Genomic DNA, 23,758 nt, shown 5'->3' with positions numbered 1-23,758 from the left:
TGAAGGGCCCCTTGCAGGACTTGGATTCCCGCAAGGGGCCCTTCACGGAACGGCAGACGCGGTTCAGTCAGTCACGATCGGCGCCCACTCCGGGCCGGTCTCGCCGAGCTTCGGGTCCAGCTTGGTGAACAGCGGGCTCGGCTTGTCCAGCGGACGGCCGGCCTCGATCGGCGTCGATTCCCACTTCGCCTTTTCGCTGGCGTAGTCGCCGGTGAGGATCGGGTTGATCCGGTCCGGCAGGTCGAGGTCTTCGACCTCCTGCAACTCCGGCTGCGCGGCCCACACGCCGGTGCCGCCGAGCGCCTCGTGCACCTTCTGCGCCGAGTGCGGCAGGAACGGGGTGAGCAGCGTGTTCGCGTCGCTGACCACCTGCAGCGCGGTGTGCAGCACCGCGTCCCGCCGGTCGGGGTCGTCCTTGAGCTTCCACGGCTCCTGGTCCGACAGGTACCGGTTGGCGGCGGTGACGACGCGCATCGCTTCGGCGGCGGCCAGCTTGAACCGGGACCGCGCCAGGTGCGCGCCCGCGGTGTCGAACGCCGCCCGCGACAGTGCCTTCAGCTCCTCGTCGGCCGGAGCCGGCTTCGTCGGCGCCGGGATCGCCCCGTTGTTCTTGTGCGCCATCGAGATCGACCGGTTGACCAGGTTGCCCCACTCGTTGGCCAGCTCGAAGTTGGTCCGGCGGACGAACTCGTCCCAGGTGAAGTCGGTGTCCTGGGTCTCCGGGCCGGCCACCGAGATGAAGTAGCGCAGCGCGTCCGGGCCGAACTCGCGCAGGAAGTCGTGCACGTAGATGACGGTGCCGCGCGAGGTGGAGAACTTCGAGCCGCTCATCGTGAGGAACTCGCTGGAGACGATCTCGTCCGGCAGGTGCAGTTTGCCGTACTTGCCCGGCTCGCCGCCGCGGTCGCCCTCGCCGTTCTGGCCCAGCAGCAGGGCGGGCCAGATCTGGGCGTGGAAGGTGATGTTGTCCTTGCCCATGAAGTAGTAGGCGCGCGCGTCGGGGTTGGCCCACCACTCCTGCCAGGCGTCCGGCGTGCCGTTGCGGCGGGCCCACTCGACACTCGCCGAGAAGTAGCCGATGACCGCGTCGAACCAGACGTAGAACCGCTTGAGCGGCTGGTCGCGCCAGCCGTCCAGCGGGATCTTCACGCCCCAGTCCAGATCGCGGGTGATCGGCCGCGGCCGCATGTCGTCGATCAGGTTCTTGGTGAAGTTGAGGACGTTCGGGCGCCAGTCGTTCTTGGTGCCCAGCCAGTCGCCGAGGGTCTTGGTGAACGCGGGCAGGTCGAGGAAGTAGTGCTCGGTCTCGACGAACTTCGGCGTCTCGCCGTTGATCCGCGACTTCGGGTTGATCAGCTCCGCGGCGTCGAGCTGGTTGCCGCAGTTGTCGCACTGGTCGCCGCGGGCTCCGTCGTACCCGCAGATCGGGCAGGTGCCCTCGATGTAGCGGTCCGGCAGAGTGCGCCCGGTGGACGGGCTGATCGCGCCGCGGGTGGTCTTCGGGACCACGTAGCCGTTGCGGTTGAGCGCCAGGAAGATCTCCTGGGTGACCGCGGCGTGGTTGCCGGTGGTGGTGCGGGTGAACAGGTCGTAGGAGAGGCCGAGACCGCGCAGGTCCTCGTCGATCTGGCGGGTGTACTTGTCGGCGGTCTGCTGCGGGGTCATGCCCTCTTTGTCCGCCTGGACGGTGATCGGGGTGCCGTGCTCGTCGGTTCCGGACACCATGAGCACCCGGTTGCCGGCCATTCGCTGGTAGCGGGAGAAGACGTCGGACGGGACGCCGAATCCGGACACGTGGCCGATGTGGCGGGGGCCGTTGGCATAGGGCCAGGCCACCGCGGTCAACACTGGGGTGCTCATACCTGTTTAGCCTACGGATGCGTTCCAAGGCGATTTTGGGTGGTCGGGGAAGGGACAGCCGGTTCGCCGGCGAGAGGACCGCCGAGGACCCGCCGGAGAAGATCCGAGCCGGCGAAGTCGCTGAACGCGCCGGGCAGGTCCGACCGCGCCGGCTGGACGGGACGGTGCTTGCCCCCGCGCTGCTCGCGCCGTTCGGAACCGCGCTTGTCGGCGTTGACCGCCGCCCGCCTACCAGGCCGCGCTTGTCGCGGTCCGGGATCCTCGTCCCGGTCACCGCCGGGCTGGCTCGCCGTCAACCGCTCCAGCAGGTGGTCGACCGGAGCGCGCGACGGTTCTCCCGGCAACGATCCGATTGTGGTGCTGATGCGGGCGGTCTGGCGGGGCACGCGCGCCTTCGAGCGGTAAAACGCCTGATCACCCGGGCCCGACACGCCGGGAAGGGTCACCCGCGTTCCGAAATCGGCACGTAGGGTGGCCTTTCACCCGTCGTGGGGCTTGTCAGGGGTGCGCAGTGGCCGAACCGGAGAGTGGGCACGGGCTCACGCTCACTCATCGCGAGCAGGTGCTCGACTGGACGGCGGTGCGCGGTGCCGACGTCCGGTTCGTGTCGGTCACCATCAGCGAGAACGTCAACTGGAGCGACCCAGGCGCGGAACGGACCCTGCACGCCGCTCAGCACGCGGGCATCCACACCGGCGCACGGCATTACGCGCGGCCCGGCGCGGTGCACGACCAGGCGGACCACTTCGTCCGCACGGCCAGCCGGCTCGGCGCGTTCGCGCCCGGCTCGCTCGCGCCCGCGCTCGAGGTGGACGCGCAGAGCGTGGACGACCGGTTCATCAAGGCGTGGATCAAGCACGTCCGGCACGCCGCACGGATCCGGCGGGTCCTGGTGTACGCCGGGCACGACTGCTGGGCGCACCGGCTGCACCCGGACCGCTGGGCGGATTCCGACGTGGTGCTGTGGCTCGTGCGGCACAACGGGATCCCCGGCCGGCCCGGCTGGTTCCATGCCCGGCTCGGGCTGCATCAGCATGCCCTGTCCGCCGGAGTGCCCGGCGTCGACGGACCGGTGGCGCAGGACGCGGTGGTGTATCCGTTCGCGCTGTCCGATGTACTGCTCTGAGGTGCTGCTCTGAGGTGCTGCTCTGATCACCTTTTCCGCTGGTCATCGCCGGGTACGGGCACAATGGCGCGATGCTTTTCCAGCCGCTGCGGACCGACCTGACGCCTTCCGGGGCGTTGCGGCGGCTGTCCGCGTTCGCCCGCGCGCACGGGCTGCCCGAACCGGCTGCGGTGTGCGGCGACTGGTTCGGGTCGCGCGCGGTGGTCGCGCCGTTCGTGCCGGTCGAGCCTCGGCCGTTTCCCGAGGTGGCGCCAGTCGCCGTGCCGGCGGGGCGGGTCGGCGGGGGCTGGTTCGGGTTTCTGTCCTATGACCTGACCGATCCGTCCGGCCGATCCGCCGGGGCGCCGGTCTCAGCGTGGGGCTGGGCGTCGCACGTGCTGCGCTGGGACGCGGACGGGAGCTGCTGGTTCGAATCGATCGACGGCGACGCCCCGGCTCAGCTGTCGCTGGTGGAGCAGGCACTGGCGGAGCCCTCTTCGGAGTCGTGGTCGGCGAGCCCGCTTTCGCGTCCGTCCGGGCACGAGCAGGCGGTGAAGGCGTGCGTGCTCGAGATCGAGGCGGGCGAGCTGTTCCAGGCGAACGTCTGTTCCCGGTTCACCGGCTCGTTCGACGGTTCCCCGGCCGCGTTGTTCGCTGAAGGTGTGCGTCGGCTGGCTCCGCGGCGGGCGGCTTATGTCGCCGGAGCGTGGGGATCAGTGGTCTCGCTGTCACCGGAGCTGTTTCTGGAGCGCCACGGCCGGCGGGTGCGGTCCTCGCCGATCAAGGGCACGCTGCCCCGGCGCGGCCCGGCGGACGACGGCAATGCGAGGCGGCTGCGGCGGTCGGAGAAGGACGTCGCGGAGAACGTGATGATCACCGATCTGGTGCGCAACGATCTCGGCCGGGTGTGCGCGGTCGGCAGCGTGGTGGTGCCGGATCTGCTCGCCGTGCACCCGGCTCCCGGGGTGTGGCATTTGGCGTCCACTGTGGAGGGTGTGCTGCCGGAAGCGGTGTCCGACGCGGACTTGCTCGCCGCGACCTTCCCGCCAGGTTCGGTCACCGGCGCCCCGAAGATCCGGGCACTGGACCTGATCGCTTCGCTCGAGACGGCGGCGCGCGGGGTGTACACCGGCGCGGTCGGGTTGGTGTCGCCGGCCGGGCTGGAGCTGAACGTGGCGATCCGGACGTTCGAGATCGCCGGCGGCCGGATCGCGCTGGGGGTGGGCGGCGGGATCACGGCGGATTCGGACCCGGCCGCCGAGTGGCAGGAGTGCCTCGACAAAGCAGCGCCGCTGGAGGAGTTGCTGGCCAGCCCGGGTGAGCGCTGATCGGGGGCAGCGCTCACCCGGTGGATCAGCGGCGCGGGTCGAGCAGCAGCTTCCCGGTGGTGCCGCGCGAACGCAGCGCCTCGTGCGCGGCGCGCGCGTCCGCCAGCGCGTACTCGCCTCCGGCGACGGCGCGCAGCTTGCCTGCCTCGACCATGCCGAACAGGTCGCTGAGCGCCGTGCCGAACACGTTGCCCGGCAACCCGAACGCGTGCGGCAGCCACATCCCGGCGACCGTCGTGCTGTGGCCGAGGAGGTTGCGCAGCTCGATCGGCTTCGGCGGGCGGCGGCCGGCCATCCCGTAGAACACCAGCCGGCCGAACGGAGCCAGCGCGGCGATGCTCTGGTCGGTCGTCGGACCGCCGACCATGTCGAGGACGATGTCGACGCGCTTGCCCTCGTTCGCTTCCCGCAGCACCTCGGTCATGTTCTCCGCGCGGGAGTCGACCGCGACGTCCGCGCCCAGTTCCAGGGTCAGCGCGCGCTTCTCGTCGCTGCTCGCGGTCGCGATGACCCGGCCCGCGCCCCACGCCTTCGCCAGCTGCACCGCGATCGACCCGACGCCGCCCGCCGCCGCGTGCACGACGATCGACTCGCCCGGCTCCAGGTGGGCGTTCTTGCGCAGCATGATCCACGCGGTCGCGCCCTGGACCAGCATCGACAGCGCGTTCAGGTCGTCGACACCGTCCGGCACCGGGAAGGTCATGGCGTCGTCCGCCACGGCGAGTTCGGCGTAACCGCCGCCCCCGTTGAGCAGGGCGACCACGCGCTTGCCGTCGGCGGTGCGGCCGACGACCTCGCCGCCCGGGACCAGCGGGAGCTTGCTCGGGGCCAGGTAGGAGTTCTCCGCCTGGTGCGTGTCGGCGTAGTTCAGCCCGATCCGGTCGACCTCGATCAGCACCTGCCCCGGCCCGGGCACCGGGTCCGGCAGCTCGACCGGCTTGAGCACCTCGGGACCGCCGAACTCGGTCACCTGCACAGCACGCATCTTCGCGGCTCCTCTCGTCTTTGAGACATTCTGTCATATGTCTCATCCATGGGACACCTTCTGCTAACGTCTCACTCATCGAAACGCCACTGTCCACCCGTCTCCCGCGACCCGATGCCGTCGCGGCCTTCCGGCTCGCGCGCGACCGGTTCCTCACCGGAGACCGCGTCGACATGCGGGAACTTGCCGGCGAACTCGGCGTCAGCCGGGCGACGCTGCACCGCTGGGTAGGCAGCCGCGACCACCTGCTGGGCGAGATCCTCTGGGCGGAAACCGCGGCGGTGCTGGAGAACGTCAGCTACGCGGGCCGGGGCGGCGAAGGCGTCGCAGCCGCGATCGGCGCGTTCGTCCGCACCGTCAACGCGTCCGCCCCGTTCCGGGCGTTCCTGCGCCGCGAACCGGAACGCGCGCTGCGGCTGCTGACCACCAAGGCCAGCCTGGTGCAGTCGCGCACGATCGAGAAGGTGCGGGAACTGCTGTCCGCGGAAGTCGCGGCGGGACGGCTGGAATCACCGCTGCCGGTCGCGGATCTGGCCTATCTGCTGGTGCGAGTCGGCGAGTCGTTCATCTACACCGACGCCATCACGGGCGAGGCGCCGGACGCCGAAAAGGCTTATGCGGCAGCGCGATTGCTGTTGCGCGCGGATCCGGCACCGTCACCGCCCCAGTACGCTCAGCCAGTCCCGTAGCAGCGCCGCTTCCGCAGCCCGGAATCCCGCGTCCGCCACCGGGTCGGCACTCCCCCCGTCACCGAGGCCGCCCAGCACGGCATGCACTGGATCAGCCTGGGCCTGCTGCCCGGCTGGAACACCACCACCGCCAGCGAACACGACCGCAACCGGCTCGGGTTCTACCTCGGCGCCGGTGCCCAGACCTGGAACGACCAAGGCCCCGAGGCGGTTCACGCCGCGGACGTGTCCACCGCCCGCCACCTCGGCCAGCGAGTGGCCACCCTCGCCAGCCGGTTCGCGGACGGCGCGCCGCGCGTCGCGGCAACCTCCGCCGAGGGCTGAGCACGGACCGGAACTACCGTCTCCGTGCGGCACCGGAAAGTCCGTGAAGGACTCCTTGAGGGAATCTGATTCCCTCAAGGGGCCCTTCACGGACCTTCGCGGACCGGTGCGGAAGCAGCCGTCACAGACCGGCGCGAGCAGGTTCCACGGTCACTTCCTAGCCGCGAGCACCGCCGCGTAAAGCTCCTTTGTGGACACTCCGGCCGCGCTGGCGACCTCGGCCGCCACCGTCTTCAGCCGTTCCCCGGCCGCGACCCGCTCGGCGACTTCCGGCACCAGCTCCGGCACCGAAGCCTGCCGCGGCGCCGCGCCCTCCAGGACCACGGTGATCTCGCCACGGACCCCTTCTTCCGCCCACTCCGCCAGTTCCGCGAGCGTGCCACGCTTGACCTCTTCGTAGGTCTTGGTCAGTTCCCGGCACACCGCGGCCCGCCGCGAGCCGCCCAGTACCGCGGCCGCGTCCGACAGCAGAGAGGCGATCCGGTGCGGTGACTCGAAGAACACCGCGGTCCGACGCTCGGCCACCAGTTCGGTCAGCCACTTCGTGCGTTCGCCCGGTTTGCGCGGAGCGAAGCCTTCGAAGCAGAACCGGTCACACGGCAGTCCGGACAGCGCGAGCGCCGTCGTCACCGCGGACGGGCCGGGAAGGCAGGTGATCGGCAAGTCCTCCTCGACGCAGGCGGCCACGAGCCGGAAGCCGGGGTCCGACACGCTCGGCATTCCGGCGTCGGTCACCACCAGCACTGTCTCGCCGCCGCGCAGCGCCTCCAACAGCTTCGGCAGGCGGGCGGTCTCGACGTCCTCGTAGAAGCTCACCACCCGGCCGGTCGGCGACACGCCGAGCGCCGACGCGAGTGTGCGCAGCCGTCGAGTGTCTTCCGCGGCGATCACGTCGGCCGAACCCACTGCCTCGATCAGGCGGGCGGACGCGTCGCCGGGATCGCCCAGCGGGGTGGCAGCGAGCACGAGCCGTCCGGGCGAAGAAGTCATGCCGATCAGCCTAACCAGACCCGGCCGGAGCCTCAGGTCGTAGTATCGGGCCCCGTGACCGCGCTGCTGACCCGTGCCGACGACGAGAGCGTGCGGCCGGAGCCGGTCGACGCCCGCCGCCCGCCGACCGATCGCGAAGCGACGCTGCTGGGCCGGGGCATGCCTGCCGACCGGCTGCGCGGCTGGATCGTGACGCTCGTGCTGACCGCGATCGGCGCCGTCGTCCGGCTGCAGAACCTGGGCTTCCCGACCGACCACGGCAGTCCCGTCTTCGACGAGAAGCACTACGTGCCGCAAGCCGCGCAGATGCTGCGCAACGGCGGCTACGAGGACAACGCCGGGTACGAGCTGATCGTGCACCCGCCGCTGGCCAAGGACTTCATCGCGGTCGGCGAATGGCTGTTCGGCTACAACGGCTGGGGCTGGCGGATCATGCCCGCGCTGGCCGGCACGCTGATCATCCTGCTGACCGTCCGTGTCGCGCGGCGGCTGACCCGCTCGACGCTGCTCGGCGGCATCGCGGGCGTGCTGGTGATCTGCGACGGCGTGCTGCACCTGCAGTCGCGGATGGGGATGCTGGACATCTTCATCGCGTTGTTCGTGCTGGCCGCGTTCGCGTGCGTGCTGTGCGACCGCGATCAGGTCCGGCAACGGCTGGCGGTCGCGGTGCGCGAAGGCTGGGTGCACGAATCGCCGTGGGGCCCGAAGCTCGGCTTCCGCTGGTGGCGATTCGCCGCCGGGCTGATGATCGGCCTGACCTTCGGCGTGAAGTGGTCGGCGCTGTACTACATCGCGGCATTCGGCCTGCTCACTGTTTTCTTCGACGTCGCGGCGCGGCGCGCGGCGGGCGTGCAGCGGCCGTGGGTCGGCACCATCCGGCGGGACGTCGCGCCCGCGCTGTGGGCGATCCTGGTCGTGCCGATTCTGATGTACCTCGCCTCGTACTGGGCCTGGTTCGCCAGCGAGACGGCGACCGACCGGCACTACACCGAGATCAAGAACATCGACCCCGGACTGTTCGGCTGGATCCCGCCCGCGCTGCGCTCGCTCGGCGACTACACGGCGAACGTTCTGCACTTCCACGAGACGCTGGTGACGCCGAAGGACCACCCACACCCGTGGGAGTCGAAGCCGTGGACCTGGCCGATGGGCCTGCGGCCGATGCTCTACTACATCGACAGCACGGTGACCGGCTGCGGCGAATCGCGCTGCCTGGGCGCGACGATGCTGATCGGCACGCCGGCGATGTGGTGGCTGGCCGCGCCGATGCTCGGCTGGGGTCTGTGGCGGTGGTTCTTCCGTGCCGACTGGCGCTACGCCGCGGTGCTCACCGGCTACTTCGCCGGCTACCTGCCGTGGTTCACGAACATCGACCGGCAGATGTACTTCTTCTACGCGACGCCGATGGCCCCGTTCCTGGTGCTCGGGCTGGTGCTCGCGCTGGGCCAGATCCTCGGCAGCGCGAAACGCGGCTTCGAACGGCGCGGCACCGGGCTGCTCGTGGTCGCGTTGTACACCGGGCTCGTGGTGGCGAACTTCGCTTGGCTATGGCCGATTCTGAACGGAATCCCGATCACGAACGCGCATTGGAACGCGGAGATGTGGCTGCCGTCCTGGCGCTGAAGCAGGCACCGGGCGGGACGCCCACCGCCCGGTGGAAGGCAGCGTCGAACGCGCTCGCCGCCGGTAACCGCCCCGGGTACACGGCGGTCGTCATCGACCGGCCCCTCGGAGACACGATGAACGTGCTGGACCCGGACGCACTGCCGGGCCGGCTGCCGGCGGCGGGGTTCGCTGAGGTCAAGATGGCGTCCGAGCCGGGCAAGCGGCTGGAACTATCAGCTGTCAAGCCGCTTGTGAACCGTCCGTGAAGGGCCCCTTGAGGGACTTAGATTCTCTGGAGGGGCCCTTCACGGACCACAGTCTCAAGCGAGCCCGTCAGCGGCGCGGCACGATCTGGGTGACCGGACCGTCCAGCGCTTTCCCGGCCCGGCTCAGCCAGCCGTCGACCTCGCGACGCACCGAATTCAGCGTCGGGCGCCTGCGCGGCTCCGGGTCCAGCGACGCGGCCAGGATCCGGGCGTGCACCGACCGCTGCGGCAGGTGGGTGACCGGATCGGCGCGGGCCGCGGCCATCAGCGCGGCCATCGGCGTCTCGCGGGTGCCGCGCGGCGGCTGGCCGGACAGCGCATAGCTGACCGTGGCGGCCAGTTGCCAGGCGTCCGAGGCCGGACTGGCCGGCTGGCCCATCGCCTGCTCCGGGGCGACGAAGTCGGGCGTACCGATCATCATCCCGGTGGCGGTCATCTTCGAATCGCCCTGGCTGCGGGCGATGCCGAAGTCGATCAAGTGCGCGATGCCCGCCGGGTCGAGGATGACGTTCGACGGCTTCACGTCACGGTGCAGCACGCCTCGCTCGTGCGCCGCGACCAGCGCCCCGGCCATCGTGGACCACAGCCGGCCGGCCGCGACGTCGTCGATCGGACCCTGGCCGTCGACCACCTCGGCGAGCGGCCGGCCGCGCAGGTACTCCATCACCAGCGCGAGCCCGTCCGGCTCCTCGACCAGGTCGTACACCCGCACGCAGTTCGGGTGGTTCACCACGGCCAGCGCCCGGGCCTCGCGCTGCATCCGCTCCTCGGTGTCGCGGTCCGGCGCGTGCGCGATCTTCAGCGCGACCGTGCGGTTGAGCTGGGTGTCCACCGCTTCCCAGACGGTGCCGAAGCCGCCGGTGCCGAGCTGGCGGACACGCCGATACCGGCTGCCGCCGGCATTGCGCGAGCCGGGCGGCGGCGGGATCATCCCGGGCGCGGCGGCGAGCATCCCGCCGTTCGGCAGCGGCTCGGGCGCCGAAGCGAGCGCGGTGGCCGGGTACGGCTTGTTCTGCGGCGGCGGAGGCGGCGGCAGCTGCTCGCGCCGCGGCTGCGCGACCGGTGCGGGCGGCTCGTCCCGGCGCGGTTCCGGCCGGTTGATCACCGACCAGGGCGGCGGGCCGACCAGCGCGACCGGGATCAGGCCCAGGATGCTGAACGGCAGGAAGCCGAGCCAGAAGTGCACGGCGGTGTTGGCCGACATGCCCGCGGTCGCGAGCGCCATGACGACGAACGAAACCCAGAAGAACCGCGACGGCCACTTCGGCCCGCGGCGGAACGCGGTGCGCGCCTGCAGCATCACGAACAGCAACGAGCCGACCGGCAGCACGGTGAACGCGAGCAGGTACAGCGCGTAGGAGAGCTTGATGCCGCGCGGGTAGAACAGCGTCTCGAAGACATTCGACCCGCCGCCCAGGTAGGTCTTCTGCACGCCGACGAACGAGCAGTAGTCCTTGCCAAGGCTGGCCGTTTCGGCAGCCGACAGGCCGCTCTTGGCCCCGGAGTTCACGGCCCGGAAAGTCTCGGAAATGCCGCTCGCCAGCAGCCACGGCAGCACCAGCACGCTGAGCACGCCGATGAGCCCGAACACGGTAAGCGTGGTCGCGTCGTACCGGTTGCCGGTTCCCTTCCGGATCAGCGCCACGACCAGCGCACCGGCCGCCGGGAAGAGCGCGACGAGCGCACCCGCTGTGGTCGTCGCCCACACCCAGTCGCCGGGGCAGAATCCCGGTCCGAACAAGGTGTGCGCGAGCGAGAGCAGCGCGCTCGCGAATCCGCTCACCGCCTGGTTCCCCTCACTGTCAGTAATGCCCTGGTGCCGCAATGCGGCCAATTCCCCTGGTCCAGCTTAGGACGCCTGTGCCTGCCGCGGGGTTGCCGGGTCGCGCCGGGCGGGTGATCCACTGCACCGATCCTGCCGGAAAAATCCGGCCCGCAGCTGACCTGCGTCGAGTCGCCGGAGAGTCCATCATGAGGGCAGCTGAAGGCCGTCGACGTCGAAGGAGACATCGTGGGCGCGTACACCGAGACCTACCGGCGCAGTCTGGACGACCCGGAACACTTCTGGCTCGAAACAGCCCGGGCGATCGACTGGACGAAACGGCCCACCCGAGCGCTCGACGCGTCCCGCGAGCCGTTCTACCGCTGGTTTCCCGACGGGGAGCTGAACACCTGCTACAACGCGCTCGACCGGCACGCGGACGGCGGCCGGGGCGGACAGGACGCGTTGATCTGGGACTCGCCGGTCACCGGGCGCAAGCGCCGCTACACCTACGCCGAACTGCGAGACGAGGTCGCGACGTTCGCCGGGGCGCTCGCCTCGCTCGGCGTGACTCGCGGCGACCGGGTCGTGCTCTACCTGCCGATGATTCCGCAGGCGGTCATCGCGATGCTCGCCTGCGCGCGGATCGGCGCGGTGCACTCGGTGGTGTTCGGCGGGTTCGCGCCCAAGGAACTGGCCGCACGGATCGAGGACGCCAAGCCGAAGCTGATCCTCGCCGCGTCGTGCGGGATCGAGCCGACGCGGATCGTCGAGTACAAGCCGATCATCGACGCCGCGCTCGAAGCGACCGAGCATCAACCGGACCACGTTGTGGTGTTCCAGCGGGAGCAGGCCCGGGCCGAACTGTCCGGCAACGACCTGGACTGGGTCGAGTTGGCCGCCGGCGCGGAACCGGTGGATCCGGTGCCGGTGAAGGCAACCGATCCGCTGTACATCCTGTACACGTCGGGCACCACCGGGCGGCCGAAGGGCGTGGTCCGCGACGCGGGCGGGCACGCGGTCGCGCTCGCCTGGTCGATGGGCGCGCTGTACGACATCCATGCCGGGGACGTGTGGTGGACGGCGTCCGACGTCGGCTGGGTCGTCGGGCACTCGTACATCGTGTACGCGCCGCTGCTGGTCGGGGCCACCACGGTGCTCTACGAAGGCAAGCCAGTCGGCACACCGGACGCGGGAGCGTTCTGGCGGGTCATCTCGGAGTACGGCGTGCAGGCGCTCTTCACCGCGCCGACGGCGTTGCGTGCGGTGAAGAAGCTGGACCCGCAGGCGGACGAGCTCAAGAAGTACCCGCTGTCCCGCTTCCGGACGCTGTTCTTGGCCGGCGAGCGGCTCGACCCGGAGACCTACCACTGGGCGCACGACATCCTCGGCACGCCGGTGGTCGACCACTGGTGGCAGACCGAGACCGGCTGGCCGATCGCGGCCAACCCGCGCGGGCTCGAACCGATGCCGGCGAAACCCGGGTCGGCGACGAAACCGGTGCCCGGCTGGGACGTGCGCATCCTGGACCAGGCAGGCGAGGAGCTGCCGCCCGGCCGCGAGGGCGCGATCACGCTGAAGCTGCCGCTGCCGCCGGGCTCGCTGCCGACACTATGGGGCGACGATGAGCGATACCGCGAGGCATACCTGTCGCGCTATCCCGGCTACTACCTGACCGGCGACTCCGGATACCTCGACGAGGACGGCTACCTCTTCGTGATGGGCCGGACCGACGACGTCATCAACGTGGCCGGGCACCGGTTGTCGACCGGGTCCATGGAGGCGGTGCTGGCGTCGCATCCAGCCGTCGCGGAATGTGCCGTGATCGGCGTCGCCGACCAGCTGAAGGGGCAGGTGCCGCGCGGGCTCGTGGTGCTGAAGGCCGGGGTGGACGTGTCCGAAGAGCAGCTGAGCGAGGAGCTGGTCGCGCTGGTCCGACGGGACATCGGGCCGGTCGCGGCGTTCCGGGACGTGTCGGTGGTCGCCGCCCTGCCGAAGACCCGCTCGGGAAAGATCCTGCGGAAGACGATGCGCGGGATCGCGGACGGGCGCGACGAGCCGGTGCCTTCGACGATCGAGGACGCTTCGGTGCTGGACGCCCTGCGCGCGATCCTGCGGTCCTGAGCGCCGTCCGTGAAGGGCCCCTTGCGGGACTTGGATTCTGTGAAGGGAACATTGAGGGACTCTGAGTCCCTCAATGTTCCCTTCACGGAACGCCGAGGGCTTCCCGGCGAGCGGAACCCCGTCCTTCCGGACGTTGTCCACACCCCCGGCGGTGGTCTATACCTCCTAACGACCGCCTTTCCCCGACCGGAGGTGTGCCGTGAGGAAGACCCTGTCCCGGGCCGTGCTCGGCGTGACCGTGCTCGGGCTCGCCGCGATGGGCGCGCCCGGCCCGGCCGTCGCGAGTCCGGCACCGACCGAACGGCAGGTCACCGACCTGATTCCGGCACCGGTGCACGCCACGGCGAAGGCGGACGCGTTCCGCCTGACCCCGCTCACCGTCATTCGCGCGGGGAAGGGCGCTGGCGACGAGGCCGCATATCTGCGCGGGCTGCTGCGGCCGGCCACCGGCTACCCGCTGCCGGTGGTTCCGATGAGCCCGGGCCTCTCGACGATCTCGCTCGACCTCGGCCAGGCCGACCCGCGCGTCGGTGACGAGGGATACCAGCTGGACGTCACGAAGTCCGCCGTCCGGTTGCGCGCCAACACGTCCGCCGGGCTGTTCGAGGGAATCCAGTCGCTGCGGCAGCTGCTTCCGTCGGCGATCGAGGCGAAGACCGTGCAGCACCGGTCGTGGACCATCGCGGGCGGCAGTGTGCTCGACTACCCGCGGTTCGCCCAGCGCGGCGCGATGCTGGACGTCGCGCGGCACTTCTTCACGCCGGCGCAGGTGAAGAAGTACATCGACCAGATCGTCCAGTACAAGATCAACACGCTGCACCTGCACCTGAGCGACGACCAGGGCTGGCGCATCGAAATCAAGAGCTGGCCGCGGCTGGCGACCGAGGGCGGCAAGACCGCCGCGTACGGCGACCCGGGCGGCTATTACACGCAGGAGCAGTACAAAGACATCGTCGCGTACGCGGCGAGCCGGCACGTGATGGTCGTGCCGGAGATCGACATGCCCGGGCACACGAACGCCGCGCAGTCGGTCTACGCGGAGCTGAACTGCGACGGCAAGGCGGTGCCGCCGCGTACCGACATCGAGGTCGGCTACAGCTCGCTGTGCATCAAGTCGCCGACGACGTACCGGTTCGTCGAGGACGTCATCCGCGAACTCGCCGCGATCACGCCGGGCAAATACCTCGGCATCGGCGGCGACGAGGCGCATTCGACGCCAGCGGCGGACTACCAGGCGTTCTACGAGAAGGTCGCGCCGATGGTCGCCAAGTACGGCAAGACGATCACCGGGTGGCACGAGATCGCGAAGGTCCCGCTGCCGACGTCCGCGGTGCCGCAGTACTGGGACCAAGGCGGCACGAACGCGGACCTGGCTGCCGCCGCGAAGCGCGGGAACAAGTTCGTCATGTCCCCGGCCAATCACGCCTACCTGGACATGAAGTACACCGAATCGACGCCGCTCGGCCAGGACTGGGCCGGGCTCGTCGAGGTCCGCGACGCCTACGAATGGGACCCGGCGAAGCTGGTGCCCGGGGTCGGCGAGAAGTCCGTCCAAGGCGTCGAAGCTCCACTGTGGACGGAGACCATCCGGACCAGCGCGGACATCGAGTACATGGCCTTCCCGCGGCTGGCCGGGGTCGCGGAGATCGGCTGGTCCCCGCAGGCGGCGCGGAACTGGGACGGCTACCGGGCGCGGCTGGCCAAGCAGGCCCCGCGCTGGCGGGCGCAGGACATCAACTTCTACCGGTCTCCGCAGATCGACTGGAAGTAGCCCAGCGGCTCGTCCGGGCGAGCGCTCGGTCTACTTTGGACTGGATGCCCGCCCGGTACGATCCGGGCAACGCGTCCGCGGACAGCACCCGCGCGGCGAGTTCCAGCAGCGGCCCGGCCGGGTCCGGCTGCGCATAGTTGGCCGCCGCGACCCGGAAGGTTTCCGCCACCGTCGGCCCGTCCGCCCGCTCCACGGAGATCTTCCCGCTGGTCGGGACCACGCCGGGGCGCAGCACGCGCAGGTACCAGCCGCAACGCTCCGCGTCGATCATCGCGGGGACGACCTCTTTGCGGCCGGTCCGCATCGCGAGCTTGAAACAGGGATGCCTCGGCTGCGAGACCTGCACGACGGCGTCGCCCCAGGACCACACGTCGCCGATCCGCACGTCGTCCTCCAGCGCGCCGCCCACCGAGAGGTTCTCGCCGAAGTCGCCGTGCGCGACGTCGTAGCCTTCGCTGGCCCAGACCGGGTAGTGCTCGACCGGATAGACGTAGACGGCTTTGTCCGGGCCGCCGTGCACGGTCAAGTCGGCTTGCCGGTCGCCGGCCAGGTTCAGTTCGGAGAGCGCCAGTTCGGCCGCGTCGACCCGGGTTTTCCGGATGGCGCTCAGCACCGGCTCGTTCCGGCGGTGACCGAGGACGGCTGGTTCTCCGACGTAGACTTCGTTCAGCGACAGCATGCGGTCGAACCTAGCAAGGGCGAGTCCGGGTTTGGCCCGATTTTCGCTACCGGTGCGGGGCCCGCACCAGCGTCGTCAGCACGGCCGCGAACCGGCTCAGCGCGGGCGGCAGCGACCGGCCCGCCATCGTCTGCACCTGCGCCTCCCGCTTCCGGAAGACCGGATTGTCCACCAGCACGTAGGCGACTCCCTCCGAGGCCGCGTCCTCCCGCGGGTCGCCGAGGCCGCCGACCAGCGCGATCCCGCCGCCGCGGCGCACGAACTCGTACTGCGGCGCCAGTTCGCCGCACACCAGGACCCCGTTCACCGTCCGCTCCTCGACGCGCACCGCGATGTCCAGCAGCTCGCGCAAGCTCTGTCCGGGAGCGGGCAGCGCGATCGGGTGTTCGCAGAGGTCCGCCACGCTCAGCCGGTCCCGTTCGGCCAACGGATGCCCGATCGGCACGATCGCGTACACCGGCACGACCACCGCGCTCTCGACCCGGATCCCGCGCTGCGGGCCCGTCGCGTAGGTCACCGCGACGTCCGCGGAGCCCTCCAGCACCCGCCGGGTCGCCTCCTCGCGCCCGACCACGTCGAGCTGGAACGCCACTTCGGGGTGCTCCTCGCGAAACCGCGCCATCGCCTGCGGCACCACTCGCCGGGCGAACCCTTCGGAACACGCGACGGTGAGCGTCCTGGCCTGGCGTGCCCGGCCCGAACGCAGTTCGCCGAGCAGTGCCGCGGACTCCGCCTCGGTGCGGCGAAGGTGGTCGAGCAGCAGATTCCCGGCTTCGGTAGGCAGCATGCCGCGCGGATGCCGGACGAACAGCGCCACCCCGATCGATGCTTCGAGCTTCGCGATCTGCCGGCTGATCGCCGACGGTGCGACGGTCAGTGCGGCGGCCGCCTCGGAGACCGAGCCGGTGCGGGCGACCTCCAAGAAGTAAGCCAGTCCGGTCGGCAGCAGGCGCATGCCATCCTCTTTCGCTTCCGGTTTGCCGAAATGAGAACGGTAGCCGATCCAAACGGCAATAGTCACGACCTGGTACCGCGGCTTACGCTGCGCCGACAGCGGCCTCGACCCTGGGGAGAAACCCTCGTGACACCGACGGAACTGCTCGACAAAGCCCGGCGCCAGGTGAGCTCCGGCGCATTCTTCGCCGAACTCGCCCGGATGGTCAGCTACCCGACCGTGAGCACGAGCCCGGAGGGCAGCGTTGCTGTCAGGGCATACCTGGACGAGGTGCTCACGCCCGCGTTGACCGCGCTCGGCTGCACGGTCGACACCTTCCCCAATCCGGACCCGAGCGGCGGCCCGTTCCTCGTCGGCACCCGGATCGAGTCGCCCGAGCTGCCGACGCTGCTGTGTTACGGGCACGCCGACGTGGTCGACGGGCACGCCGGTCAGTGGAGCGAGGGCCGCGACCCGTGGACGCTGACCGCCGACGGCGAGCGCTGGTACGGCCGCGGCGCCGCCGACAACAAGGGCCAGCACCTGGTCAACCTGACCGCGTTGCGGCTGGTCCGGGAACACCGCGGCGCGCTCGGGTTCAACCTCAAGTTCCTCTTCGAGACCGGGGAGGAAATCGGGTCGCCAGGTCTCGCCGAGTTCGCCGCTCAGCACCGGGACCTGCTGGCCGCGGACGTGCTGATCGCTTCCGACGGCCCCCGGCTGGACGCCGTGACGCCGACTCTGTTCCTCGGCGCGCGCGGCGGGGTCCGGATCAATCTCGACGTCGATCTCCGGCCGGATGCCTACCATTCCGGCAACTGGGGCGGCCTGCTGCGCAACCCCGCGACGACGCTCGCCGGCGCGATCTCGTGCCTGGTCGACGGACACGGCCGGGTGCGCGTGCCGGAACTGCTGCCGAACGAGCTGCCGGACACCGTGCGCGAAGCACTCGCCGACGTGACGGTCGCGAACACCCCGGGCGATCCGGTCCCGGACCCGGACTGGGGTGCTCCTGGGCTGACCGCCGCCGAACGGCTCTACGGCTGGAACACCCTGGAGGTGCTGGCGTTCGGCGCGGCCGACGTCGACCGTCCGGTCAACGCCATTCCCGGCCGGGCGCGCGCGGTGCTGCAACTGCGCTACGTCACCGGGACAACGCTCGGCGGAATGTCCGAAGCGATCCAGGAACACCTGGCTGCCCAAGGATTTTCGATGGTCGAGGTGAGCCTGTCGGAGAGCTATCCGGCCAGCCGGACGCCGGTCGGCAACCCGTGGGTGAGGTGGGCGCAGGCCGTCCTCTCAGACACCGGACTCGCCACTCTGCCCAGCTTCGGCGGCGGCCTGCCCAACCACGTCTTCACCGACATTCTCGGCCTGCCGACGCTGTGGCTGCCGCACTCCTACCCGGGCTGTCTGCAGCACGCGCCGGACGAGCATCTGCTCGCCCCGATCGCCCGCGAAGGTCTCGTCCTCGCCACTGCGTTGTTCGACGCACTCGGCCAGTCCGGCAAGGAGGTCCGATGAACACCTCCGCGACCAAGCCCCGCACCGGTGCCGGCACGCGCCGGGCAGTCGCCGCGGCTGTCATCGGGAACGCGCTGGAATGGTTCGACATCGCCGTCTACGCGTTGATGGCGGGCTACATAGGCAAATCGTTCTTCCCCGGCGACAATCCCGGCATCCAGCTGGTGGAGGCGTACGCCGTCTTCGGCATCACCTTCCTGATCCGGCCGCTGGGCGGGCTGATCCTCGGTTCGTACGCCGATCGCCGTGGCCGGCGGCGCGCGCTGGTGCTGACCATCCGGCTGATGGTCGTCGGCACCTTCCTGCTGGCGGTCCTGCCCGGGTACGACACGATCGGCGCACTGGCCCCGATCGGCGTGATCGTCGCCCGGCTCCTGCAAGGCTTCGCGGCCGGCGGCGAATTCGGCGCGGCGACGTCGTTCCTGATCGAGCACGACGACCGGCGCAAGGGGTTCCTGGGCAGTTTCCAGTTCGCCAGCCAGGGATTGGCTACGTTGCTGTCCTCGGCGTTCGCCGCCGGATTGACCGCGTTGCTGCCCGCTGCCGAGATGACGACCTGGGGCTGGCGGATCCCGTTCGTCTTCGGCCTGCTGGTCGGCCCGGTCGGCTACTACCTGCGCCGCCATGTCGACGAGGCCCCGCGTCCGGCGGAGGACCGGCCGCGGTCGGCGGTGCGCGAACTGTTCCGCAAGCACTGGGGCGGCGTGCTGATCGCCGGCGGCGCGCTGGTGGTGTCGACGTCGCTGAACTTCATCCTGCAGTCGCTGCCCGCGTTCGCGATCAAGAACCTCGGACTGAACGCGTCGGCCTCGTTCACCGCGCTGCTGATCACGTCGGTGCTGCTCACCCTGGTGCCGCCGCTGGCCGGACTGCTGTCGGACCGGTACGGACGGGTCCGGATGATGACCGTCGCCGCGGCGCTGATCGGGATTTCCGTGCTGCCGTTGTACGTCTGGGTCACGTCGGCGCGCTCGTTCGCTGTGCTGGCGGTCGCGATGGCGGTGCTCGGCTTGCTGAAGGCGGTCTACTTCGGACCGCTGCCGGCGGTGATGGCCGACGCGTTCCCGGCGCGGACGCGAGCCACCGGCCTTGCCTTCAGCTACAACGCCGCGGTCGGCATCTTCGGCGGGTTCACCCCGGCTATCGCCACCGCACTGGTCACCTCGACCGGGTCGCCGATCTCGCCGGGCTACTACCTGGTGGCGACCGCGGCGGTCAGCCTCGCCGCGTTGTCCGCCGCTCACCGGACCCGCGGGATCCGGTGAGCGGCGAGCGCTATCCGTTCAGTTCAGCCGATTCCTCGTCGCTCAACAGCCGCGACCGGATCAGGAACCGCACTCCCTCCGGGGCTTCCAGGGAGAACCCGCTTCCCCGCCCCGGCACCACGTCGATCGTCAGGTGGGTGTGCTTCCAGTACTCGAACTGCGGCCCGGACATCCACACCGGCACCGAGTCGATTCCTTCCACCGCGAGGTCTCCCAGGTGCACGTCATGGGAGCCGACCCGGAACTCGCCGAGCGGGTAGCACATCGGGGCGCTGCCGTCGCAGCAACCGCCGGACTGGTGGAACATCACCGGGCCGTGGGCGGACCCCAGCCGCCGCAGCAGGTCTGCCGCGGCTGGGGTCAGGGCTACCCGTTGGGCCATCAGAAGAAGCCCAGCGCCTGGTCCGAGTAGGACACCAGCATGTTCTTCGTCTGCTGGTAGTGGTCCAGCATCATCTTGTGCGTCTCGCGGCCGATGCCGGACGCCTTGTAGCCGCCGAAGGCCGCGTGCGCCGGGTAGGCGTGGTAGTTGTTCACCCACACCCGGCCGGCCTGGATGTCGCGGCCCGCCCGGTAGGCGGTGTTGCCGTCGCGGGACCAGACTCCGGCGCCGAGTCCGTACAGCGTGTCGTTGGCGATCTTGAGCGCGTCGGCGTAGTCGTCGAACTTCGCGACCGACACCACCGGACCGAAGATCTCCTCCTGGAAGACGCGCATCTTGTTGTCGCCCTCGAACACCGTCGGCTGCACGTAGTAGCCGCCGGAGAGGTCGCCGCCCAGGTCGGCTTGCCCGCCGCCGGTGAGCACCTTCGCGCCTTCCTGCTTGCCGATGTCGATGTAGGAAAGGATCTTTTCGAGCTGGTCGTTCGACGCCTGCGCGCCGATCATCGTCTCGGTGTCGAGCGGGTTGCCCTGCTTGATCTTCTTCACGCGCTCGACCGCGTCGCCGAGGAACTTCTCGTAGATGCCGGACTGGACCAGCGCGCGCGACGGGCAGGTGCACACCTCGCCCTGATTAAGCGCGAAGAGCGCGAAGCCCTCCTGCGCCTTGTCGTAGAACGCGTCGTTCTGCGCGGCGACGTCGTTGAAGAAGATGTTCGGGCTCTTGCCGCCCAGTTCCACCGTCACCGGGATGATGTTTTCGCTGGCGTACTGCAGGATCAGCCGGCCGGTGGTGGTCTCGCCGGTGAACGCGACCTTGCGCACCCGGTTGCTCGAGGCGAGCGGTTTGCCCGCTTCCACGCCGAATCCGTTGACGACGTTCAGCACGCCCGGCGGGATCAGGTCGCCGATGATCGACAGCAGCAGGTGGATCGACGCCGGCGTCTGCTCGGCCGGCTTGAGCACGATCGCGTTGCCCGCGGCCAGCGCCGGAGCCAGCTTCCACACCGCCATCAGCAGCGGGAAGTTCCACGGGATGATCTGGGCGACGACGCCGAGCGGCTCGTGGAAGTGGTAGGCGACGGTGTTCTCGTCGATCTGCGAAATGCCGCCCTCCTGGGCGCGCAGGGCGCCGGCGAAGTAGCGGAAGTGGTCGATGGCCAGCGGGATGTCGGCGGCCAGCGTCTCGCGGACCGGCTTGCCGTTCTCCCAGGCTTCGGCGACCGCGATCTTCTCGAGGTTCTGCTCCATCCGGTCGGCGATCTTCAGCAGGATGTTCGCGCGTTCCTCCGGCGACGTGCGGCCCCAGGCCGGCGCCGCCCCCTCGGCGGCGTCGAGCGCACGGTCCACATCGGCCGAGGTGCCACGGGCGATCTCGGTGAAGGTCTTGCCGGTCACCGGCGTCGGGTTCTCGAAGTACTGCCCGCTCGCCGGCGCGACGTATTCGCCGCCGATGTAGTGGTCGTAGCGAGTCTCGTAGTCGACGACGGAGCCGTCGGTGTTCGGTGCGGCGTATACGGCCATCTTGCCCTGCCTCGTTGCTGGTCGGTGACGGTCGGCAGCGACCGTAGGCCGGGCAACGTTGCACCGACGTTGCAGACGCGTGACCAGGGTCTCTACTCTCATTTCCGTGGCAGAGACGCCCGAGCCCGACTTGCTGCGCGACCCGGAGTCGTACGCGCGGCTGCTCAAGGACGTCCGCGCGGCGGTGCTCTCCGGGGCCTCGGCGTCGCATTCGCCCCGCTCGGTCATCTCCGCGTCGTGGGAACGTTCGCTGGCCGCGCACGTCGACCCGGACGCCGGCGAGGCCCCGCTTATCTGCGAGCCGGACGAACTCGCCGACTTGCGCGCCGAGCATCCGCTCGCGCCGGTGCTGCCGCTGCTGCGCGAGATGCTGGTGAGCATCGCCGACGACGCCGAGCACATGATGATCGTGACCGACGCGAACGGGCTGATCCTCTGGCGCGAGGGCGCGAGCGGCGTGCTGCTGCGCGCGGACCGCGTCGCGCTCACCGAGGGCACCCGCTGGAGCGAAGAGGCGATCGGCACGAACGCGATGGGCACCACGCTCGCGACCGGCAAGCCGGTGCAGATCTACTCGGCCGAGCACCTTGTCCGCCGTTATCACACCTGGACCTGCGCGGCGGCTCCGGTCCGCGACCCGGACACCGGCGTCCTGCTCGGCTCGATCGACGTCAGCGGCCCCTTGCGCACCGTCCACCCGGCGATGTTGTCGCTGGTCACGGCCACCGCACAGCTCGCCGAGGGGCGGCTGCGGGCCCAGCTGGCGGTGCGCGACGAAAGGGTCCGGCGGGCGAACATGCCGCACCTTCTGTCCCTCCGAGGCCAGCCGGGCGCGCTGTTGTCCGCGGGCGGGCGGGTGCTGGCCGCCGAAGCGTGCAACCTTCCGTCCGCGGTGGAGGTACGGAAGGGCGGCGGCACGATCACCCTGCCGGACGGCCGGATCGCCACTGTCGACCCGCTCGACGAGGGCTTCCTGCTCCGCCTGGCCACCGCCGGCTCGGCACCCCGGCGACAGCTGTCGCTGGAATACCTCACCGACGGCCCCGGATCGACCACTGTGGACGGACGGGATGTCCCGTACACCCTGCGGCACGCGGAATTGCTGACCTTGCTGGCGCTTCAGCCGCGCGGTCTGTCGGCCGAGAAGCTGGCGTTGCAGCTGTACGGCGAGTCCGGGAATCCGGTCACGGTGCGCGCCGAGATCCACCGGTTGCGGACCCAGCTCGGCACTGGCGTCCTGCAGACCCGGCCGTACCGGCTGGCAGCGACGGTCGACGCGGATTTCTTGCGCGCCAAGGCCGCCTTGCGGGCCGGCGACGCGGCGGCGGCGGTGCGGTCGTTCCGGGGTCCGTTGCTGGTGGAGTCGGAGGCGCCAGCGATTCTGGACGAACGGGAGTCGATCAGCGCACAGGTTCGGCAGCTCGCGTTGAACAGCGGGGACGCGGACACGCTGTGGGCGTTCTGGGAAACCTCCTGCGGGGTCGACGATCTGGCCGTGGTGGACGCGCTGACGGCCGCGCTGGCTCCGTCGGATCCGCGGCTGGCGGCAGTGCGGACGCATCGGAGCAGGCTGGGCTGAGACCGCCCCAATGCCACATTCGGTGCGTCACATGCACCCAATGTGGCACTCGGTGCGTCACATGCACCCAATGTGGCATTCGGTGCGTCACATGCACCCAATGCCACATTGGGGCAGGGCCTTAGCGGGCAGTGGCGGTTTCCCGGATCGCGTCGTCGACCGGACCGGGATGCGTTGGGTCCACGTACAGCTCCCGCAGCAGCAGGTCGTCCAAGTGCTGCACGGTCAGCCCCGGCTGTTTGCCGGTGAGCCCGTTGAGCAATCCCCCGATCTTGAACGCCCCGCGCACCGGGCCGGACGGCATGGTCCGCACCCGGCGGGGGCGTCCAGCCGCGGTCGCCAGCCGGGTGAACATGTCGTCCCATCGCAGGTTCTCCTGCGCTACCGGGATGTCCGCGCCCGACGCCTCCTCCAGCGCGTCCACCGTCGCGACGCCGACGCCGCGCGCGCTCGTCGCGGCAGTGCCGCCCGGCGGCGCGAAGAGCGGCGAACTCGACCGGACCCACTTCACGATCGGCACCGACCACTGCGGCACCCGGTCGTCCGCGACTCCGAACACGAACGGCACTTCGATCATCGCGACCGGCAGCTCCGGTCCCGCGGTCTCGCGCGCGACGCGGGCCTGCTCGAGTCGGCTGCGCACGTACGGATGCTTCGCCGCCAACCCCCACTCAGGGTGTACGCGGTCGAAGTGCGTGTAGTACGAGCCGAGCACCGCGGCTCGCGTACAGCCTGCTTCCCGCGCAGCTTCCAGCAACGCGGCGACGGGAGCGACATTGCCCGCGCGCAACCGAGGCTCGACCGGCCCTCGGCCGACCGCACGGTCGTCCATCCCGCCTGCGAAGACGACGCCGTCGTGACCGTCGAGCGCCGCGCGCAGCTCGGCACGAGACGCCTTCGAGACGTCGAGAACCCTGTCGACCCCCTCACGTTGCGTACGCGCCACCGCAGTCGTCTCGTGGCCGCGGCTCCGCAGCTCGTGGAGCACATGCTGGCCCAGCAGGCCAGTGCCGCCCACCACCAAGATCTTCATGAGCCGAGCCTGCCAGCCGCTCGCCCGTTG

Annotated in this window: 20 protein-coding genes; 11 read left to right on the top strand and 9 right to left on the bottom strand. The window is 70.3% G+C overall.

Features of this window, described 5'->3' with window-relative positions; genetic code table 11:
- Window positions 1-63: 63 nt before the first annotated feature.
- A complete protein-coding gene (gene metG, locus AMYBE_RS0138435; protein ID WP_027928457.1) occupies window positions 64-1,860 on the bottom strand; it encodes a methionine--tRNA ligase in 1,797 nt (598 codons plus the stop codon).
- Between the two features lie 511 nt (window positions 1,861-2,371).
- Between metG and AMYBE_RS0138425 the strand changes: the two genes are divergently transcribed.
- Both AMYBE_RS0138425 and AMYBE_RS0138420 read left to right on the top strand, forming a co-directional pair.
- Window positions 2,372-2,986: a glycoside hydrolase family 25 protein gene (locus AMYBE_RS0138425; protein WP_020664723.1), complete on the top strand. Its 615-nt coding sequence runs from the start codon at window positions 2,372-2,374 to the stop codon at window positions 2,984-2,986.
- A gap of 71 nt (window positions 2,987-3,057) precedes the next feature.
- Complete coding sequence (locus tag AMYBE_RS0138420) at window positions 3,058-4,293, top strand: aminodeoxychorismate synthase component I (RefSeq protein ID WP_020664722.1); 1,236 nt, start codon at window positions 3,058-3,060, stop codon at window positions 4,291-4,293.
- Between the two features lie 25 nt (window positions 4,294-4,318).
- On the opposite strand, the gene AMYBE_RS0138415 is transcribed toward AMYBE_RS0138420, so the two are convergent.
- Complete coding sequence (locus AMYBE_RS0138415; protein ID WP_020664721.1) at window positions 4,319-5,278, bottom strand: quinone oxidoreductase family protein; 960 nt, start codon at window positions 5,276-5,278, stop codon at window positions 4,319-4,321.
- 173 nt (window positions 5,279-5,451) lie between these two features.
- Here AMYBE_RS0138415 and AMYBE_RS43065 point away from each other — a divergent pair, with 173 nt between their 5' ends.
- Together AMYBE_RS43065 and AMYBE_RS43060 are read left to right on the top strand one after the other, a co-directional pair.
- Complete coding sequence (locus AMYBE_RS43065) at window positions 5,452-5,967, top strand: QsdR family transcriptional regulator (RefSeq protein WP_020664720.1); 516 nt, start codon at window positions 5,452-5,454, stop codon at window positions 5,965-5,967.
- An 81-nt stretch (window positions 5,968-6,048) separates the two neighbouring features.
- Complete coding sequence (locus tag AMYBE_RS43060) at window positions 6,049-6,291, top strand: hypothetical protein (RefSeq protein ID WP_020664719.1); 243 nt, start codon at window positions 6,049-6,051, stop codon at window positions 6,289-6,291.
- Between the two features lie 150 nt (window positions 6,292-6,441).
- Here AMYBE_RS43060 and rsmI read toward each other — a convergent pair whose 3' ends face one another.
- Window positions 6,442-7,281: a 16S rRNA (cytidine(1402)-2'-O)-methyltransferase gene (rsmI, locus tag AMYBE_RS0138400; protein ID WP_020664718.1), complete on the bottom strand. Its 840-nt coding sequence runs from the start codon at window positions 7,279-7,281 to the stop codon at window positions 6,442-6,444.
- Between the two features lie 54 nt (window positions 7,282-7,335).
- Between rsmI and AMYBE_RS0138395 the strand changes: the two genes are divergently transcribed.
- Window positions 7,336-8,904, top strand: coding sequence for a dolichyl-phosphate-mannose--protein mannosyltransferase (locus AMYBE_RS0138395; protein WP_020664717.1), 1,569 nt, complete (start codon window positions 7,336-7,338; stop codon window positions 8,902-8,904).
- On the top strand, window positions 8,883-9,152 hold the full coding sequence (locus tag AMYBE_RS45310; RefSeq protein ID WP_020664716.1) for a hypothetical protein: 270 nt from the start codon (window positions 8,883-8,885) through the stop codon (window positions 9,150-9,152). Before AMYBE_RS0138395 ends, AMYBE_RS45310 begins: the two co-directional genes overlap by 22 nt.
- 67 nt (window positions 9,153-9,219) lie before the next feature.
- Here AMYBE_RS45310 and AMYBE_RS0138385 read toward each other — a convergent pair whose 3' ends face one another.
- Complete coding sequence (locus tag AMYBE_RS0138385; RefSeq protein WP_020664715.1) at window positions 9,220-10,935, bottom strand: serine/threonine-protein kinase; 1,716 nt, start codon at window positions 10,933-10,935, stop codon at window positions 9,220-9,222.
- Window positions 10,936-11,163: 228 nt separating this feature from the next.
- Between AMYBE_RS0138385 and AMYBE_RS0138380 the strand changes: the two genes are divergently transcribed.
- Window positions 11,164-13,038 carry a propionyl-CoA synthetase gene (locus tag AMYBE_RS0138380; protein WP_020664714.1) on the top strand — a complete coding sequence of 625 codons (1,875 nt, stop codon included), beginning with the start codon at window positions 11,164-11,166 and terminating at the stop codon, window positions 13,036-13,038.
- A 256-nt stretch (window positions 13,039-13,294) separates the two neighbouring features.
- Window positions 13,295-14,809 carry a beta-N-acetylhexosaminidase gene (locus AMYBE_RS0138375; RefSeq protein ID WP_084470482.1) on the top strand — a complete coding sequence of 505 codons (1,515 nt, stop codon included), beginning with the start codon at window positions 13,295-13,297 and terminating at the stop codon, window positions 14,807-14,809.
- On the opposite strand, the gene AMYBE_RS0138370 is transcribed toward AMYBE_RS0138375, so the two are convergent.
- Both AMYBE_RS0138370 and AMYBE_RS0138365 read right to left on the bottom strand, forming a co-directional pair.
- Window positions 14,772-15,488 carry an MOSC domain-containing protein gene (locus AMYBE_RS0138370; protein ID WP_020664712.1) on the bottom strand — a complete coding sequence of 239 codons (717 nt, stop codon included), beginning with the start codon at window positions 15,486-15,488 and terminating at the stop codon, window positions 14,772-14,774. The two genes, AMYBE_RS0138375 and AMYBE_RS0138370, sit on opposite strands and share 38 nt — an antisense overlap.
- Window positions 15,489-15,534: 46 nt before the next feature.
- Window positions 15,535-16,443, bottom strand: coding sequence for a LysR family transcriptional regulator (locus AMYBE_RS0138365; protein ID WP_020664711.1), 909 nt, complete (start codon window positions 16,441-16,443; stop codon window positions 15,535-15,537).
- 126 nt (window positions 16,444-16,569) lie between these two features.
- Here AMYBE_RS0138365 and AMYBE_RS0138360 point away from each other — a divergent pair, with 126 nt between their 5' ends.
- Window positions 16,570-17,946 (top strand): M20 family metallopeptidase, encoded by a 1,377-nt coding sequence (locus AMYBE_RS0138360; protein ID WP_020664710.1) that lies wholly within the window; start codon window positions 16,570-16,572, stop codon window positions 17,944-17,946.
- The gene (locus AMYBE_RS0138355; protein ID WP_020664709.1) at window positions 17,943-19,211 is read left to right on the top strand and encodes an MFS transporter; all 1,269 of its coding nucleotides are present in this window, start codon (window positions 17,943-17,945) and stop codon (window positions 19,209-19,211) included. Before AMYBE_RS0138360 ends, AMYBE_RS0138355 begins: the two co-directional genes overlap by 4 nt.
- A 10-nt stretch (window positions 19,212-19,221) precedes the next feature.
- Here AMYBE_RS0138355 and AMYBE_RS0138350 read toward each other — a convergent pair whose 3' ends face one another.
- Together AMYBE_RS0138350 and exaC are read right to left on the bottom strand one after the other, a co-directional pair.
- Entirely contained in the window at window positions 19,222-19,593 is a 372-nt protein-coding gene (locus AMYBE_RS0138350; protein ID WP_020664708.1) for a DUF779 domain-containing protein, read from the bottom strand.
- Window positions 19,593-21,116 carry an acetaldehyde dehydrogenase ExaC gene (gene exaC / locus AMYBE_RS0138345; RefSeq protein ID WP_020664707.1) on the bottom strand — a complete coding sequence of 508 codons (1,524 nt, stop codon included), beginning with the start codon at window positions 21,114-21,116 and terminating at the stop codon, window positions 19,593-19,595. The genes AMYBE_RS0138350 and exaC overlap by 1 nt, the downstream gene beginning before the upstream one ends.
- Before the next feature lie 100 nt (window positions 21,117-21,216).
- On the opposite strand from exaC, the gene AMYBE_RS0138340 reads away from it, so the two are divergent.
- Window positions 21,217-22,695, top strand: a complete 1,479-nt coding sequence (locus AMYBE_RS0138340; protein ID WP_169515344.1) for a helix-turn-helix domain-containing protein — start codon at window positions 21,217-21,219, stop codon at window positions 22,693-22,695.
- A 121-nt stretch (window positions 22,696-22,816) separates the two neighbouring features.
- Here the strand turns inward: AMYBE_RS0138340 and AMYBE_RS0138335 are convergent, their stop codons facing one another.
- Window positions 22,817-23,728 (bottom strand): NAD(P)H-binding protein, encoded by a 912-nt coding sequence (locus AMYBE_RS0138335; protein WP_020664705.1) that lies wholly within the window; start codon window positions 23,726-23,728, stop codon window positions 22,817-22,819.
- Window positions 23,729-23,758: the final 30 nt, after the last annotated feature.

The organism is Amycolatopsis benzoatilytica AK 16/65, from assembly GCF_000383915.1.
In the GTDB taxonomy this organism is placed as follows: Bacteria; Actinomycetota; Actinomycetes; order Mycobacteriales; family Pseudonocardiaceae; genus Amycolatopsis; species Amycolatopsis benzoatilytica.
This window is presented reverse-complemented; position numbering and strand designations above follow the sequence as displayed.

Bases quoted from the DNA above. Each gene is read 5' to 3' on its own strand.
- AMYBE_RS0138420 (WP_020664722.1), top strand. From the start codon at position 3,058: ATGCTTTTCCAGCCGCTGCGGACCGACCTGACGCCTTCCGGGGCGTTG.
- AMYBE_RS0138375 (WP_084470482.1), top strand. From the start codon at position 13,295: ATGGGCGCGCCCGGCCCGGCCGTCGCGAGTCCGGCACCGACCGAACGG.
- AMYBE_RS0138370 (WP_020664712.1), bottom strand. From the start codon at position 15,488: ATGCTGTCGCTGAACGAAGTCTACGTCGGAGAACCAGCCGTCCTCGGT.
- metG (WP_027928457.1), bottom strand. From the start codon at position 1,860: ATGAGCACCCCAGTGTTGACCGCGGTGGCCTGGCCCTATGCCAACGGC.
- AMYBE_RS0138335 (WP_020664705.1), bottom strand. From the start codon at position 23,728: ATGAAGATCTTGGTGGTGGGCGGCACTGGCCTGCTGGGCCAGCATGTG.
- AMYBE_RS43065 (WP_020664720.1), top strand. From the start codon at position 5,452: ATGCGGGAACTTGCCGGCGAACTCGGCGTCAGCCGGGCGACGCTGCAC.
- exaC (WP_020664707.1), bottom strand. From the start codon at position 21,116: ATGGCCGTATACGCCGCACCGAACACCGACGGCTCCGTCGTCGACTAC.
- rsmI (WP_020664718.1), bottom strand. From the start codon at position 7,281: ATGACTTCTTCGCCCGGACGGCTCGTGCTCGCTGCCACCCCGCTGGGC.
- AMYBE_RS43060 (WP_020664719.1), top strand. From the start codon at position 6,049: ATGCACTGGATCAGCCTGGGCCTGCTGCCCGGCTGGAACACCACCACC.
- AMYBE_RS0138350 (WP_020664708.1), bottom strand. From the start codon at position 19,593: ATGGCCCAACGGGTAGCCCTGACCCCAGCCGCGGCAGACCTGCTGCGG.
- AMYBE_RS0138415 (WP_020664721.1), bottom strand. From the start codon at position 5,278: ATGCGTGCTGTGCAGGTGACCGAGTTCGGCGGTCCCGAGGTGCTCAAG.
- AMYBE_RS0138365 (WP_020664711.1), bottom strand. From the start codon at position 16,443: ATGCGCCTGCTGCCGACCGGACTGGCTTACTTCTTGGAGGTCGCCCGC.
- AMYBE_RS0138355 (WP_020664709.1), top strand. From the start codon at position 17,943: ATGAACACCTCCGCGACCAAGCCCCGCACCGGTGCCGGCACGCGCCGG.